The organism is Paraburkholderia sacchari, from assembly GCF_000785435.2.
GTDB classification, from domain to species: domain Bacteria; phylum Pseudomonadota; class Gammaproteobacteria; order Burkholderiales; family Burkholderiaceae; genus Paraburkholderia; species Paraburkholderia sacchari.
Map to the genome: position 1 here is coordinate 442,572 of NZ_JTDB02000002.1, position 15,511 is coordinate 458,082.

Sequence of the window (15,511 nt, forward strand, 5' to 3'; positions counted from 1 at the left end):
CGAGTCGAGGGAGTGTTCGGTTTCTAGCTTTTCGCGCCCGAATTTGCGATGACGCATTGCGCCCCCTCCTACAATACCCTCCAGACCAACAAATAGACGATGGAGACGCGACATGCCGTTCGACGGATACACGCCTTTCACCGTTCGCACCGAGGATGGCGTCGAAATTCACGGGCTCCGTGGCGGGGAGGGGCCGCCGCTGCTGCTCCTGCATGGCCATCCGCAGACCCACATGATCTGGCATCGCTGCGCGGCGGATCTGGCGCAGCACTTCACGGTGATCGCTACCGACCTGCGCGGCTACGGCGCATCGTCCAAGCCCGCGAGCGATGCGAGCCATGCGGCCTACTCGAAACGCGCGATGGCCGCCGATCAGGTCGCGGTCATGCGCCACTTCGGCTTCGAGCGCTTTCTCGTGTGCGCGCACGATCGCGGCGCGCGCGTCGCGCATCGCATGGCGCTCGATCATGCCGACGCCGTCGAGCGACTGATGCTGCTCGACATCGCGCCCACGCTCGCGATGTACGAGCAGACCAACCGCGAGTTCGCCACGCTCTATTTCCACTGGTTCTTCCTGATCCAGCCCGAGCCGCTGCCGGAGGATCTGATCGGCGCGAATCCCGACGCCTATATCGAGCGCGTGATGGGCAGCCGCCACGCGGGCCTTGCGCCGTTCGCGCCCAAGGCGCTCGGCGCGTATCGCGCGGCGCTGCGCCAGCCGGGCGCCGTGCACGCGATGTGCGAGGACTACCGCGCCTCGGCGACCATCGACCTGGACCACGACCGCGCCGACATCGAGCGCGGCCACAAGGTCGCGTGCCCGCTGCGCGTGCTGTGGGGCGAGCATGGCGTGGTCGGGCGCTGCTTCGATCCGCTCGCGGAGTGGCGCAAGGTGGCGCGCGATGTGAGCGGCCGCGCGCTGCCGTGCGGCCACTACATTCCCGAGGAAGCGCACGAGGCGCTCGTCGGCGAAATTCTCTCGTTCTTCGAGGCGACCGAGCGCCAGGAGTGACGGTGCGCCGCGCTTACTCGAGCGGCGGCAGGCGGCGCGCCACGGGCGTGGACTTGACGATGGCGGTGCTGGTTTCCGCGCGCTCGGTGACCTTGCCCAGGATCTCGTCGAGCTGGTCGATCGAATGCAGATAGAGCCGGGCGATGAAGCAGTCGTCGCCGGTGACCTTGTCGCATTCGATGAATTCGGGAATGCGGCGGATCACTTCTTCGACCAGATGCAACTGCCCCGGCAGCGGCTTCACGCGCACGATGGCCTGCAGCGTATAACCGAGCGCGCGCGGGTCGATGCGCACCGTGTAGCCGCCGATCACGCCCTGGGCTTCGAGCCTGCGCAAGCGCTCCGACGTGCTCGGCGCGGAGAGTCCGATCTGGCGGGCCAGTTCGCTCACGCTCGCGCGTCCGTCTTCGGCGAGCGCGGCGAGCAGCGCGCGGTCGATCTCGTCGAGCGCGATGGGCGCAGGCGCGGCGGGGCGTTTGTTCATGATTTCACCTGCATGTTCGGTGGTCGGCCTTCGATTCGAAGGCAATTCGATCTATCAGCCTTAGTTTAGCCATGTATTCCGCGCTTCGCGCTGAGTAAACTTTCAGACAGATACTCACGTGGAGCACCCAGTCATGTCTTCCCCAGAAGTTCGCCGCGGCGCGGCCGAGATGGTCGCCGCGATGCTGATGTCCGGCACCATCGGCTGGCTCGTCGTCGATTCGCAGCAGGCGCCCATCAACGTGGCGTTCATGCGCTGCGTGCTGGGCGGCGCGACGCTCGCGCTCGCTTGCGCGGCGCTCGGCTTGTTGCGGCGCAGGCTGCCGTGGCGCACGCTCGCGCTCGCCATGGCGGGGGGCGCGGCCATCGTCGCCAACTGGGTGCTGCTGTTCGCCGCCTATTCGCGCGCCTCCATTTCAATGGCCACCGCCGTCTACAACACGCAGCCGTTCATGCTCGTCGGCCTCGGGGCGCTCGTGCTGGGCGAGCGCGTGAGCGCATCGACCGTCGCGTGGCTCGCGCTCGCCTTCGTCGGGCTCGTGGGCGTGGTCGAAGTGCAGCCGGCCGTGCTCGCGGTGCCGGGCGAGTATTTGCAGGGCGTGGCGTGCGCGGCCGGCGCAGCGTTCCTCTACGCGATCTCGTCGATCATCACGCGCCACCTCAAGGGCACGCCGCCGCATCTGATCGCGCTCGTGCAGCTTGGCTTCGGCGCGCTCGTGCTCGCGCCGTTCATCCGCTACGACACGCTGCCGGCCACGCCCGTGCACTGGGCGCAGATCGCCACGCTCGGCATCGTGCATACCGGAGTGATGTACGTGCTGCTCTATGGCGCGATCCAGAAGCTGCCCACGGCAATGACCGGCGCGCTTTCGTTCATCTACCCCGTGGTGGCGATCTTCGTCGACTGGTTCGCCTTCGGGCAGCGCCTCGCGTGGATCCAGGTCGCGGGCGCGGCGCTCATCCTGCTCGCGGCGGCGGGTGTGAACCTCGGCTGGCGGATCGTGCCGCAGCGGCGCAAGGCGTCGTCAGCTTGAGGCGTCATCGGCGTCACGTGACGCGCGCGCCGAGTGACGAGTGTGGCGCGCGCGGCGTCGCCAGCACGCTGGCCGCATAATGTCGCGGTTTCCCGACCACGACGATGCACCCGCGCATGCCCCTCTCCGACGCCAGCCACGACGAAGCCGAACTCAAGCGCGCCAAGCGCCGCGCCCTCCTGCTGCTGGTGGCGGCGGCGCTGGTATTCGTCGCCACGGCGCTCGCGCCGCCGGGCGTGGTGATCGACGGCATCAAGGCGGTCAGCGAAGCGTCCATGGTGGGCGCGCTCGCTGACTGGTTCGCCGTGGTCGCGCTGTTCCGGCGCGTGCCGATCCCGTTCATCGCCGCGCGCACGGGCGTCATTCCGCGCAACAAAGATCGCATCGCCGACGAACTCGCCGTGTTCGTGCGCGACCGGTTTCTCAACGTGGATGCGCTGGTCGAGCTGATCCGCCGCCATGACCCGGTCGAGCGCCTCTCGTCCTGGCTCACGGCCCCGAGCAACGCGCAGCATCTGGGCGACTACGCGGTGCGGCTGATGTCGGGCCTGCTCGGCCTCACCGACGACGCGCGCATCCAGGCCTTCATTCGCGACGGCCTGCACGCCGCGCTCGACAAGGTCGATCTCTCGAAGTCGGCGGGCGCGCTGCTCGACACGCTCACGAAAGACGGCCGCCATCAGGAACTGCTCGACCAGATGCTCGACCAGCTAGGCGCCTTGCTGGCCGAGGAGAGCACGCGCACGTTCGTGGCGGCGCGCATCGTCGACGGGCTCAAGGGCGAGTTTCCGTTGACCGAGAAGCTCCTGCCTTCGGAATGGATCGGCGACAGCGGCGCGCGCGTGCTGGAAACGGCGGTGAACCGCTTGCTGCTGCAGGTGAGCGAGGACCGCGAGCACCACTTGCGCCAAAAGTTCGACGAGGTGGTGCAAAAGCTCGTGGTGCAGCTGAAAAGCGATCCGGCGTTCCTGCGCAAGGGCGAGGAGTTGAAAGCCAGTCTGCGCGAAGGCAGCGCGCTCAACGAGTACACCGGTGCGCTATGGGGCAGCCTGCGCGCGTGGCTGCGCGACGATCTGGAGCGCCCCGATTCGACGCTGCACGCGAAGGTGGTGGCGACCGGCCGCTGGCTCGGCGAGTCGCTGGCCGCCGACGCCGACTTGCGCGAATCGATCAACCGCCATCTCGAAGACGCCGCGCGCGCGATGGCGCCCGATTTCGCGCGCTACCTCACGCATCACATTCGCGACACGGTGCGCAACTGGGATACGCGCGACACCGCGCGCCTGATCGAGCTGAAGATCGGCAAGGACTTGCAGGAAATCCGCGTGAACGGCACGGTGATCGGCGGGACGATCGGGCTCGGGTTGTACTTGTGCTCGCACCTGTTCGAATGGTTGCGCCTGCAACTCGGCTGGTGAAATGTTCGTGAACGTGTGTTGCCGATTCTTTGTCACTATTCGCCGCGTTTTTGCCATCGATTCGGATTTCGAATCAATTGCCCAGGCGATTCGTTGGGCAAACGTTTTGAATCAGGTGCCGATAGTAGTTTGTAGGGAAATCACCGATGCGACGCGAATTCGTGCGCGAGTATGATCGGCTCGACAGTTTGATCACGTCAGAGCACGATACTCACGCTCGCCCCGGAAAAAAGGGCGAGCGTTTTTTTTAGCCGCCGCGCATGACGGCGCGGGGCAGTGCGGGGCAGTGGTTCAAGCCATGCCGGCGGGCGCTTCGACCCCGTTCTCGTTCATCACGAGCGCGCGGCTTTTCGCCAGTTCCCCGGCCAGTTCGCGCATCAGCGCGGGCCACGCGCTTTCGGGCGCGAGCTGCCGCGCCGCCGCGCGCATGATCGCCGCCTCGGCGAGCATCGTGTCCAGCGCCGCGAACGTCATCGTGCGCATTTCGAGCAGCTTGAACACGATCAGCACCTTGAGCGCGTTTTTGGCGTTGCGCGCGGGATCGGCGCTAAGCCAGGCGAGGCGCGCATTAGCGCGTTCGAGCGCGGCTCCGACGTTTGTAAACGGCGCGCCATGGCCCGGAATCACCACGGCCGCGTCGAGTTGCGCGATGGCGTCCAGCACCGCGCGCTGCTCTGCAAAACCGCTTTCGCCTTCGAGTTCCGGAAAAATCACGCCGAAGCCGTGCTCCCAGAGCGCGTCGGCGCTGATCAGCACGCGCGGTTCGGCAGCATAAAGCATCAGCGAATCGGGATCGTGGCCGGGCGCGCCGATCGCCTCCCACTCGAAGCCGGCGAGCATCACGCGTGCGCCGGGCGCGAGCGTGCCTGTGAAGGCGAAGCGCTCGCAGGTCTGGCCGGTGGCGAGAAACGACAGCCGTGCTTCATCCCAGGCGCGCACGGCGTTCGCGCTGGCGGCGGGAATGAGCGTTTCGCAAGTCCATTGCGCTTGCAAGCGCGCATTGCCGCCGCAGTGGTCCGAATGCAGATGGGTGTTGACGATCGTGTCGAGCGCGCGCCCCGCGAGCGCATGCTGCACGAGCGCGACGGTTTGCGCGGCATGCGTGGCATAGCCCGTGTCGACGAGTGCCGCACGGGTTTCGTCGACGAGCAGCACGTTGTTCGACGAGAGCCAGCCGCGCTCGAACACGCGGATCGATGGCGGCAGCGCCGCAGTTGGCGCTGGCGCGGTGTTGCTCATTGCGCGGCTCCTTCGCTTGCCGGCGCCTGAGGCTTCGGCATCACGAGGATCGTCGAGCGTCCCACCACGAGCGTCTCACCGTTCTGGTTCACGGCCGTGCCTTCGAGCTTCACGAGATCGCCGTTCAGGCTGACTTTCCAGTGCGCCTCCACGACACGCCATTCGAAGGTGAGCACGTCATGGGCGTGCGCGGCGCGCTTGAGCTTCATGTCGAATTCGAGGCCCAGCGGCTGCGCGTACTGCGAAAAGTGCGTGGCGAGCAGCGCCATGAAATACGCGGTGGGCTGCGTGCCCGAGGCAATCAAACCGCCGAAGCGGCTTTGCGCGGCGTAGGCGTCGTCGTGGTGCAGCGGGTTCAGATCGTTCACGAGCGTGGCGAACGACTTCACCGTATCGGGCGAGAGCGCGAGCGTGGAGCGAAACGTTTCCCCAATCGTCACGACGCGGGCGGGCGTGGTGGTCATCGGGCGTCTCCCGCTTTAACCGCGTCGCGCGCGATGCGTGGGGCCGGAGTAAGCGCTGAAGCGCCAACTCCGGGCCGACACATCCACTGTTCGTGGCGCGCGTCGATCGCGTCCCATACGGCGCGCTTCGCGGCATCGTCGAGCGTGGACCATGCGGCGATCTCGTCGATCGTGCGCAGGCATCCTTCGCACAGGCCGCTCGGCTCGTGCATGCGGCACACGTTGATGCAGGGCGAGATCATGCGTCGCGCAGCGCGACGTCCACCACGGGCGCGCCGGTGAGCGCCGCGAGCTCCTGCGGCGAAAGATTGAACACCGCATGCGGATGGCCCGCCGCGGCCCACAGGCTCTCGAGCGCGAACAGGTCGGCGTCGATCAGCGTGACGGGTGCGGTGGCGTGGCCGATCGGGCACACGCCGCCAATCGCATAGCCGGTCATCTCGCGCACGAACTTCGCGTCGGCGCGGCCGACTTCGCCCACGTGCGCCTCGACCTTCTTTTCATCGACGCGATTGGCGCCGCTCGCGATCACGAGCACGGGCGCATTGTCCTTGCGGCGGCGAAACAGGATCGACTTGGCGATTTGCGCGACTTCGCAGCCGAGCCCGGCCGCCGCTTCCGCCGAAGTTTTGCCGGTCTCGGGCAGCAGCACGACGGGCTTGGCGTGGCCGTGCTCGCGCAGGAGCAGCGCGACGCGGCGCGCGGAATCGGGCAGCGCTTCGAGGCCGTCTTTTTCGGAGTTGATGAGCGTTTCCGTCATGTCGTGGTTCCCTTCGTCCTGCAATGGTTTCAACTCAGGCACATGCTGCTGCGCTCTGTTTCTTCGCGAGCAGCGCTTTGCCGGCGCGCGAAACGTTGGCGCGGCCGATGGCCTTCGAAATGAAGTCGCCGGCTTGCACCACCTGGTCGAGGTCGATGCCCGTATGGATGCCGAGGCCGTTCATCAGATACAGCACGTCTTCGGTCGCCACGTTGCCGGTCGCGCCCTTCGCGTACGGGCAGCCGCCGAGCCCCGCCACCGAGGCGTGAAAGATTTCGATGCCTTCTTCGAGCGCCGCGTAAATGTTGGCGAGCGCCTGGCCATAGGTATCGTGGAAGTGGCCCGAGAGGCGCTCGCGCGGGAACACCTTCGTTACCGCATTGAACACTTCGTGCACGCGCTTCGCGGTGCCCACGCCGATGGTGTCGGCGATGTCGATCTCGTCGCAGCCGAGCGCCGCGAAGCGCTGCACCACGTCGACCACCGACGCCACCGGCACCTCGCCCTGGTACGGGCAGCCGAACGAGCACGAGACGCTGCCGCGAAGGCGCACGCCGGCGGCCTTCGCCGCTTCGGCCACGGGGACGAAGCGCTCGATGCTTTCCGCGATCGAGCAGTTGATGTTTTTCTGCGAGAACGCCTCGCTCGCGGCGCCGAAGATCACGATCTCGTCCGCGCGCGCGGCCAGCGCGCCTTCGAAGCCGCGCAGGTTCGGCGTGAGCACCGAATAGATCGCGCCTTCGCGGCGCGCGATGCCGGCCATGACCTCGGCGCCGTCGGCCATCTGCGGGACCCATTTCGGCGAAACGAACGAGGCCGCTTCGATGTTCGGAAAGCCCGCCTTCGAGAGCCGGTCGATCAGCTCGACCTTAATGGCGGTGGGCACGAATTCCTTTTCGTTTTGCAGACCGTCGCGCGGTCCGACTTCGACGATTTTGACTGCGGTGGGTAGGGTTGCCATGTTTGTCTCCAATACTGTGTTCTTGCGCCTCATCTTGCGTCCAATCTCGCGCTTCAATAGCCGCGCGCCGTATTCACGATCCCGCTCACCGTCTCGCCGCGCGCGAGCGCCGCGATCTTGTCCGCGACCTGCGAGATCGCTTCCTCGCGCAGCGTGAGCGCAGAGCAATGCGGCGTGATCGTGATGCGCGGCTCGCGCCAGAACGGGTGATCGCCGGCGAGCGGCTCGTGGCGGAACACGTCGAGCGTGGCGGCCGAGAGCGTGCCGTTCGCGAGGGCATCGACGAGATCCTGCTCCACCAGATGCGCGCCGCGCGCGACGTTCACGAGATATGCGCCGCGCGGGAGCTTGCCGAAGGTGTTCGCGTCGAGCACGTTCTCGGTGTCGGGCGTGGCGGGCAGCAGGTTCACGAGCACTTTTACTTCGGCGAGGAACGCGTCGAACTGCGGGCCGCGCAGCTCGCCCGAGAAGGTCTCGATGCCGTCGAGGGTTTTCGCACTGCGCGAGAAGCCGCGCACCGGCACGCCGAGCGACGCCACCGCACGCGCGACGTGCGCGCCCAGCACGCCGAGGCCCAGCACGCCCACCGTGAAGGTCTCGAGCGGATGCGGCGCGAGCACATGCCATTCGCGGCGCGCCTGCTGCAGCACGTATTCGTCGAAGCGGCGCAGGTAGCGCAGCACTGCGTGCTGCACGTATTCGGCCATTTGCGGCGCCATGCCCGAGTCTTCGAGGCGCACGAGCAGTGCGTCGCGGGGCAGGGTGCCGGGCGCATCGCGTTCGAGCGCGAGAATCGCGTCGACGCCCGCGCCCAGATTGAAGACCGCGCGCAGGCCCGGGCGCGCGGCGAACAGCTCGCGCGGCGGATGCCAGACCACGGCGTAATCGGCGGGGGCCGTATCGCCGGGCTGCCATGCGCGCAGCTCGGCGCCGGGCAGGGCGCGCGAGAGACCGTCGAGCCAGGCGGTGGCGTCGGCTTGCGGGAGCCAGAACAGAATTTTCATCGCGGTTCGTTCCCTGCGGATAGTGGAAAACGTGAGATGAGTGGGATCGGTCGCCACATTCTACGTTTTCATGCCGTAAGCCGCCTGCTTTCTCCGCGCGGCCCCGCGCCGTGGCTGGGGCGAGAAAAAGCAAAGCGGAAAAAATTGGTTTGGCGCGCGGGGGCGGCGGATCACAATCCGTTCACGATCCCTCGAAGCGAGGAAAAAATCATGCTTTCGTACACCGCTTCTTCGTGTGCCTCGCGCTGGCCGCCAAGACTCGTCACCGTGCCGGGCCTGCACGGCAGCGAAGGCGCGCATTGGCAAAGCTGGCTCGAGCGCCAGTTCGCGCGCTCGCTGCGCGTGGAGCAGGACGACTGGGACGCGCCCGATCTGGCGCTCTGGAGCCAGGCGCTCGCGCGACTGCTCGCGCGCGAGCGCGGGCCGTTCGTGCTGGCCGCGCACAGCTACGGCTGCCTCGTGGCGGCTCACGCGCTTCAACAGGGGACGGTGGCCGCCGACGTGGTGGGTGCGCTGCTCGTCGCGCCCGCGAGCCCGGAGAAGTTCCGCTTTGCCGGCGCTTTCGAGGCGCGCCGGCTTTCCGTGCCCGCGATCCTGATCGGCAGCGAGACCGATCCGTGGATGCCGTTCGAAGGGGCGCAGCGCCTCGCGCAGCAGCTAGGCAGCGCGTTCGTGAATCTCGGCGACGCGGGGCATGTCAACACGGCGGCGGGCTTTGGGCCTTGGCCGCGCGCGAAGTATTTCATCGATACGCTCGTGCACTGTGAAGCGCCAAGGCGTCTGCGTACCGCAAGCGAGACTGTCGGTGACGAGCCGTTCAGCGTGAGCGACCGGTTGAGGTTCGCCTGAGTTTCGGTTCGCCTGATTTTCGCTCGGGTTTTGTCCGAGTTCCGCCTGCAATTCAACCGATCGCGGGCATGCTCGCCCGCCTGCGCGGCATCAGCGCGCCCGCGCCTCGCGCAATAGTCGCGCCGTATGCAGCGCGATCATGCCTTCCTCGTCGGTGCGGATCGCGAAGACCGGCAGGCGGCTTTCGCGCGAGCTCACGCATTCCTTGCCGGCATCGTTGGCCGCCGCGTCGAGCGCGATGCCGAACAGCGGCGCGAGCCGTTCGCACACCTGCGCGCGAATCGGCGCGGCGTGCTCGCCGATACCGCCCGTCATCACCAGCGCATCGAGCCCGCCCAGCCCGACCGCGAGCTTGCCCACTTCCTGGGCGATGCGGTACGTGTAGAAGTCGATGGCGAGCTTCGCCCGTTCGCCGTCGCTCGCGAGCAGCTCGCGCATGTCGCTGCTCACGCCCGAGAGGCCCTTGAGGCCGGACTCCTGGTACAGCAGCTTCTCGATCTCGTCGTAGCCCATGCCGCGCGCCATCATCCAGAGCACCGCGCCTGCGTCGATGGCGCCGCTGCGCGTGCCCATCGGCAGGCCGTCCAGCGCGGTGAGGCCCATGGTGGTCTCGACGCTCTTGCCGTCTTTCATCGAGCACAGGCTCGCGCCGTTGCCCAGATGCGCGACCACCACGCGGCCGCGCGCAATGTCGGGCTTGGCGACGTGCAGATAGTGCGCGATGTACTCGTAGGAGAGGCCATGAAAGCCGTAGCGGCGGATGCCTTCCTCGTAGTAGTGGTACGGCAGCGCGAAGAGCTGCGCCATGATGCCGTTGCTCGCGTGAAAGGCCGTGTCGAAGCAGGCCACTTGCGGCAGGTCTGGCGCGGCCATGCGCACCGCGCGGATCGCCGCGAGATTGTGCGGCTGATGCAGCGGCGCGAGCGGCGTGAGCGAGTCGAGCTCCTCGATCACCTTGTCGTCGATGAGCGCCGCGTCCTTGAAGTGCGTGCCGCCGTGCACGACGCGGTGGCCGATCGCGGCGGGCGGCGTGTCGCGCAGGCCCACCGCGAGCACGAGGCGCAGGAGGCGGAACGCGGCGTCGTGGTCGGCGACTTGCGCGACCGGAAACTTCTCGTCGACGATGAGCCGGCCGTCAGGCATGCGCGCGACCACGCGCGGCGCCACGCCAATGCCTTCGATCTGGCCGCCCGCGCCAAAAATCGCGCGCGCGCCGCCTTCCGCATGAGGATCATCGACGACGCGATACACCGAGCACTTGATGCTCGACGAGCCCGCGTTCACGACCAGCACGATCTGGCCTTCGTCGTGCGCGTGGTTCGCGGAGGAGGGGGAGGTCGGCGTCGTGCTCACAGGGCCTCCGTGGTCATGCGCGCGCGCCGCGCGTGGGCGAGCAGCACCGCGATAGCGCAACTGCCGATGCGCGCCCGCACGGTGTCGGCGCGGCTCGTGAGGATGACGGGCACGCGCGCGCCGAGCACGATGCCCGCCGATTCCGCGCCGGCCAGAAAGGTGAGCTGCTTGGCGAGCATGTTGCCCGCTTCCAGATCGGGCACCAGCAGGATGTCGGGGTCGCCCGCGACCTGCGAGGTGATGCCCTTGATGCGCGCGGCCTCGGCGTTGATTGCGTTGTCGAAGGCGAGCGGACCGTCGAGCAGGCCACCCACGATCTGGCCGCGGTCGGCCATCTTGCACAGCGCGGCCGCCTCGATGGTCGAGGGCATCTTGTCGGAGACCGTCTCCACCGCCGCGAGGATCGCGACCTTCGGCGTGGCGATGCCGAGCGCCTGCACGAGATCGATGGCGTTGCGCACGATATCGGCTTTGTCGGCGAGTTTGGGGAAGATGTTGACGGCGGCGTCGGTGATGAAGAGCGGCTTGTGATATGCGGGCACATCCATCGCGAATACGTGCGAGAGGCGGCGCTCGGTGCGCAGGCCGCTCGTGCTTCGCGCCACTTCATGCAGCAGTTCGTCGGAGTGCAGGCTGCCCTTCATGAGCATCTCGGCTTCGCCCTCGCGCACCGCGAGCACCGCGCGTTCCGCAGAGGCATGGCTGTGCGGCGCGTCGACGATCTTGACGTTCTCGAGCGAGAGCATGGCTTCTTGCGCCACCGAGCGGATCTTCGCCTCGGGGCCGACCAGAATCGGCTCGATGAGGCCGAGGTTGGCGGCGTCGAGCGCGCCCGTGAGCGACGAGACATCGCAAGGGTGCGCAACCGCGGTGGGCACGGGCGCGAGGCCCGCGCAGCGGGCCAGCAGGGCGGAATACTTGTCGGGCGTTGCAGTCATGTCTGTCTCTCATCCGAAGCAAGGGCCTGTCGCGGGCGCAAAAATCGGCACGAAAGTCAGCACGAAATGGCCGTAAGCAGGTCTTGAGCAAGCTAAACCACGGTTGCGCGGCGGCGCGCCTTTACGCGTCCATGTTGCGGCGCGCAAAGCGCTAACAGTGTAGTCCGGCACGTCTCGCGCCGGGCGCAAAGTGTGCAGCCGCTGCGTGCGGCTTACTGTCCGCATTCGCGGCGCATCGTCCATGCAACGGCTCGCGCGGGCGCTGCGGCGCAGTGTGTCACGCGGACTTCACGCCGCCACGCGATCATGAAGCGCGCGCGCGATCCCGCACGGCTTGACTTGGCGCGAAACTGTGCCTAGATTGAAATACTGCAGTGCAGCATGAATGTCGTGCGCATGCCATGCACGCCCCGTTATAGGAGATTTGTCACGTGGCAGTATCCGCTTTCTCGCCTGCGCTCTCGTCTGCTTCTTCGTCTGCTTCTTCGTCCGCTTCGTCGTCCACATCCCCGTGCCGTTCCCTGTGGCCGCTCTGGCCGTTGCCGGGTTTCGAGGCCTTGCAGCCGTTTCAGCCCTTCCGGCCCCTTGCAGAGGCGTTCGCCGGGTCGGCCGACTCCGCCGGCGCGGCCTCCATGCCGGGTATGCCCACCCCGCCCGCGCTGCCCGCAGCCGCGCCCGCCGCGCTCCAGCCGCTGTTCGAATACCTGTTCGACGCCTGGCAGCGCAGCGTCCTGTTCCTCGACGTGCTGCGCGAGCGCGGCAACCAGACTTACCTGCACGAGAAGGCCGGCATGCCGCCGGTGCTCGCATTCGACTATGAAGTGATTGTCGATGGCCGCGAGCTCGAGGATCCATGCAATTACGCGCTGCTGCGCATCAAGCCGGAAGCGGGCGTGCAGACCGATGCGCGTATGCGCCCGTTCGTCGTGATCGACCCGCGCGCGGGGCACGGCCCCGGCATCGCGGGCTTCAAGATGGACAGCGAAGTGGGCATCGCGTTGCGCAAGGGCCATCCGTGCTACTTCGTGACCTTCCTCCCGGTGCCGACCGAAACGCAGACGATCCAGTCGGTGGGCAAGGCGGAAATCGTGTTTCTGCGCAAGGTGCGCGAACTGCACCCCGAGGCGGACGGCCAGCCCTTCGTGATCGGCAACTGCCAGGGCGGCTGGGCCGCGGCGCTGGTCGCGGCGTCCGCGCCAACGCTCGTCGGGCCGCTCATGCTCGCGGGCTCGCCGCTGTCGTACTGGGCCGGTGTGCGCGGCAAGAACCCCATGCGCTACTCGGGCGGCATGCTGGGCGGCTCGTGGATGTCGTCGCTCGCCGCCGATCTCGGCGACGGTCGCTTCGACGGCGCGCATCTCGTGCAGAACTTCGAGAACCTCAATCCGGCCAACACGTTCTGGGGCAAGCTCTACAGCCTCTACGCGAAGGTCGATACCGAGCGCGAGCGCTTTCTGGAATTCGAGCGCTGGTGGGGCGGGCATTATCAGCTCAACCGCGCCGAGATCGACTGGATCGTGCAGAACCTGTTCGTCGGCAATCACCTCACGCGCAACGAGGTCTACGCGAAGCACGCGCGCGCGCCGGTGGACCTGCGCAACATCCGCACGCCGATCATCGTGCTTGCTTCGTGGGGCGACAACATCACGCCGCCGCAGCAAGCGCTCAACTGGATTCCCGATCTCTACGCGAGCGTGGACGAGATCGTCGCGAACGAGCAGGTGATCGTCTATTGCTTGCACGACAAGGTGGGGCATCTGGGCATCTTCGTTTCGGCGAGCGTGGCGAATAAAGAGCATACCGAACTATTTTCGGCGCTCGATCTGATCGACGTGTTGCCGCCGGGCCTCTACGAAGCCAAGATCACCGATTCCGCGCCGCAGGCCGGGCGGCTCGAAGCGCTCGAGGGGCGCTACGAGATCCGCTTCGAGCGCCGCACCATCGGCGACATTCTTGCGCTCGACGACGGACGCGACGACGAGCAGCCGTTCGAAGTGGTGCGCCGCATCGCGGAGAGCAATCAGCGGTTTTACGACCTTTATGTGTCGCCGTTCGTGCGTGCGTCGAGCAACGCGCATTCGGCGCACCTGCTACGCGAGACGCATCCGTCACGCGTGGAGCGCAGCGTATTCAGCGACGCGAACCCGGCGCTCGGCGCGCTGCCCGCCGTGGCACAGGCGGTGCGTGCGAATCGCTTGCCGGCCGCGCCCGACAATCCGTTCACGCTGATCGAGAAGCAGATCTCGGCGAGCATCGAAGGCGCGTGGAACGCGTGGCGCGACGCGCGCGACGCGTGGGTCGAAAACACCTTCTACCGCGTCTACACGGCGCCCTGGGTGCAGGCGTGGGCGGGCGTTGCGCCCAACGCGCCGCTCGACCCGGTCGCGCCGCCGCTGATGGCTTTGCGCCAGGAGCTTGCGCAGCAGCGCCTGCGCGCCGCGCGCGAGCACATGAACAAGGGTACGCCCATCGATGCGTTCATGCGCATCATGGCTTATCTTGCCGACGAGATGCGCGTGGTCCAGTACCGCCCGTTCCAGCGCATGCGCGAACTCGCGCGCGAGTACATGGGCGATCGCCAGCCGGGCATCGCCGAGTTGAAGGAGTCGGCGCGCCGCCAGGGCGCGATCGTGCATCTCGACGCGAACGCCGCCATCGCGGCGCTTCCCGAGCTGGTGCCGGACATGCACACGCGCCGCGTGCTGCTTTCGGTGGTGTATCAGGTGGCGACGGCATCGACGCCGCTCGAAGGCGAGCGGGCGCAACGTTTCGCCGAGGTGCAGCGCGTGCTGGGCGTGGAGCCGGGCAGCGAGAAGGAACCGTTGCTGCCGCCGCCGGGAAGCGGCAATGATGCGGGTGGCACGGGCAATGCCGGCAACGCGAACAACGCCGACAACGCTGGCGATGCGAAACCCGCAAAGGCAGCGAAGAGCACGGCGGCAACGAAGACAGCAACGGCGAAGAAAGCCGCGAAGTCGACGAAGCCAGCCGCCGAAGCATCGACTTCGCCCGCGCCGGTAGCGAAGCCCGCGCGTGCGGCCCGCCGCCGCGCATCGTCCGGCACGGGAAAGTAAGCTATAGAAGAACCTGAGAGGAAGCGCCGCGCGTGTGGCAAGCCACGCGCGCGGGGCGCCGAACCACGAACCGTGAATCGGGCGGACATCGAACCTGCCCCGATTCGCGATACACCGTCGAGGCTATCCATGCAAACTCTTCCCGACCGGCCGCTTGCAGGCATGCGTGCCCTCGTAACGGGCGTGGCGAACGCCGAATCGATTGCCTACGGCTGCGCGCGCGCCTTCGCGGAGCTGGGCGCCGAACTCGCGCTCACTTACCTCAACGACAAGGCCAAGCCTTACGTCGAGCCGCTGGCGAACGAGTTAGGCGCGGCAATGCTGCTGCCGCTCGATGTCGAGAACGAGGCGCAGTTCGACGCCGTCTTCGAGGCCGTGCGCGAGCAGTGGGGCACGCTCGACATCGTGTTGCATTCGATCGCCCACGCACCGAAGGCCGACCTCCAGGGCGGCCTGCTCGAATCGTCGGCGCAGGGTTTCGCGTATGCGATGGATGTTTCGTGCCACTCGTTCATCCGCATGGCGAAGCGCGCCGCGCCACTGATGCCGCGCGGCGGCACGCTGTTCGCGATGAGTTATGACGGCGCGAATCGCGTCGTGCCGAATTACAGCCTGATGGGACCGGTGAAGGCGGCGCTCGAAGCTTCGTGCCGCTATCTCGCCTATGAACTCGGGCCGCTCGGCATTCGCGTGCATGCGATCTCGCCGGGGCCGCTCAAGACGCGCGCCGCGTCGGGCCTGCCCGATTTCGACCGCATGCTCGCGGAAGCCGTCGAGCGCGCGCCGCTAGGCGAGCTAGTCGACATCATGGATGTCGGCTACGCGACGGCCTATCTTGCTACGCGCTACGCCCGCCGCCTGACCGGCAATACGGTCTACGTCGACGGCGGCTCGCACATCATGGCCTGAGCGCGCGGGTTTC

The 15,511-nt window shown here is 67.2% G+C and carries 15 protein-coding genes; 6 read left to right on the forward strand and 9 right to left on the reverse strand.

Translation table 11 applies throughout. The features are described from left to right. Positions 1–112 precede the first annotated feature (112 nt). Complete coding sequence (locus NH14_RS08775; RefSeq protein WP_035523596.1) at positions 113–1,012, forward strand: alpha/beta fold hydrolase; 900 nt, start codon at positions 113–115, stop codon at positions 1,010–1,012. A 13-nt stretch (positions 1,013–1,025) separates the two neighbouring features. Here NH14_RS08775 and NH14_RS08780 read toward each other — a convergent pair whose 3' ends face one another. Beyond that, complete coding sequence (locus tag NH14_RS08780) at positions 1,026–1,496, reverse strand: Lrp/AsnC family transcriptional regulator (RefSeq protein ID WP_035523598.1); 471 nt, start codon at positions 1,494–1,496, stop codon at positions 1,026–1,028. A gap of 133 nt (positions 1,497–1,629) precedes the next feature. Between NH14_RS08780 and NH14_RS08785 the strand changes: the two genes are divergently transcribed. Next, positions 1,630–2,529 carry a DMT family transporter gene (locus NH14_RS08785; RefSeq protein WP_035523599.1) on the forward strand — a complete coding sequence of 300 codons (900 nt, stop codon included), beginning with the start codon at positions 1,630–1,632 and terminating at the stop codon, positions 2,527–2,529. 116 nt (positions 2,530–2,645) lie between these two features. Continuing rightward, entirely contained in the window at positions 2,646–3,947 is a 1,302-nt protein-coding gene (locus tag NH14_RS08790; RefSeq protein ID WP_035523600.1) for a DUF445 domain-containing protein, read from the forward strand. Positions 3,948–4,238: 291 nt separating this feature from the next. Here the strand turns inward: NH14_RS08790 and NH14_RS08795 are convergent, their stop codons facing one another. Genes NH14_RS08795 through NH14_RS08820 form a run of 6 tightly spaced genes read right to left on the reverse strand, consistent with a single transcriptional unit; the run spans position 4,239 to position 8,375 of the window. After that, positions 4,239–5,186, reverse strand: a complete 948-nt coding sequence (locus tag NH14_RS08795; RefSeq protein WP_035523603.1) for an MBL fold metallo-hydrolase — start codon at positions 5,184–5,186, stop codon at positions 4,239–4,241. Then, on the reverse strand, positions 5,183–5,650 hold the full coding sequence (locus NH14_RS08800) for a MaoC family dehydratase (RefSeq protein ID WP_035523605.1): 468 nt from the start codon (positions 5,648–5,650) through the stop codon (positions 5,183–5,185). Before NH14_RS08800 ends, NH14_RS08795 begins: the two co-directional genes overlap by 4 nt. Continuing rightward, positions 5,647–5,892, reverse strand: coding sequence for a DUF1289 domain-containing protein (locus tag NH14_RS08805; RefSeq protein WP_035523608.1), 246 nt, complete (start codon positions 5,890–5,892; stop codon positions 5,647–5,649). Before NH14_RS08805 ends, NH14_RS08800 begins: the two co-directional genes overlap by 4 nt. Further along, positions 5,889–6,410, reverse strand: a complete 522-nt coding sequence (locus NH14_RS08810; RefSeq protein WP_035523611.1) for a YbaK/EbsC family protein — start codon at positions 6,408–6,410, stop codon at positions 5,889–5,891. Before NH14_RS08810 ends, NH14_RS08805 begins: the two co-directional genes overlap by 4 nt. Before the next feature lie 34 nt (positions 6,411–6,444). After that, positions 6,445–7,371: a hydroxymethylglutaryl-CoA lyase gene (locus NH14_RS08815; RefSeq protein ID WP_035523614.1), complete on the reverse strand. Its 927-nt coding sequence runs from the start codon at positions 7,369–7,371 to the stop codon at positions 6,445–6,447. Positions 7,372–7,424: 53 nt separating this feature from the next. Further along, complete coding sequence (locus tag NH14_RS08820; RefSeq protein WP_035523616.1) at positions 7,425–8,375, reverse strand: 2-hydroxyacid dehydrogenase; 951 nt, start codon at positions 8,373–8,375, stop codon at positions 7,425–7,427. A 210-nt stretch (positions 8,376–8,585) separates the two neighbouring features. Between NH14_RS08820 and NH14_RS08825 the strand changes: the two genes are divergently transcribed. Further along, a complete protein-coding gene (locus NH14_RS08825; RefSeq protein ID WP_035523617.1) occupies positions 8,586–9,224 on the forward strand; it encodes an RBBP9/YdeN family alpha/beta hydrolase in 639 nt (212 codons plus the stop codon). Positions 9,225–9,314: 90 nt separating this feature from the next. Here NH14_RS08825 and NH14_RS08830 read toward each other — a convergent pair whose 3' ends face one another. Next, positions 9,315–10,577 (reverse strand): acetate/propionate family kinase, encoded by a 1,263-nt coding sequence (locus tag NH14_RS08830; RefSeq protein ID WP_244143434.1) that lies wholly within the window; start codon positions 10,575–10,577, stop codon positions 9,315–9,317. Continuing rightward, complete coding sequence (locus tag NH14_RS08835) at positions 10,574–11,515, reverse strand: bifunctional enoyl-CoA hydratase/phosphate acetyltransferase (RefSeq protein WP_035523618.1); 942 nt, start codon at positions 11,513–11,515, stop codon at positions 10,574–10,576. Before NH14_RS08835 ends, NH14_RS08830 begins: the two co-directional genes overlap by 4 nt. 431 nt (positions 11,516–11,946) lie before the next feature. Between NH14_RS08835 and NH14_RS08840 the strand changes: the two genes are divergently transcribed. After that, positions 11,947–14,589, forward strand: coding sequence for a DUF3141 domain-containing protein (locus tag NH14_RS08840; protein WP_244143435.1), 2,643 nt, complete (start codon positions 11,947–11,949; stop codon positions 14,587–14,589). Positions 14,590–14,718: 129 nt separating this feature from the next. Then, entirely contained in the window at positions 14,719–15,498 is a 780-nt protein-coding gene (fabI, locus tag NH14_RS08845) for an enoyl-ACP reductase FabI (protein WP_035523619.1), read from the forward strand. Positions 15,499–15,511 lie beyond the last annotated feature (13 nt).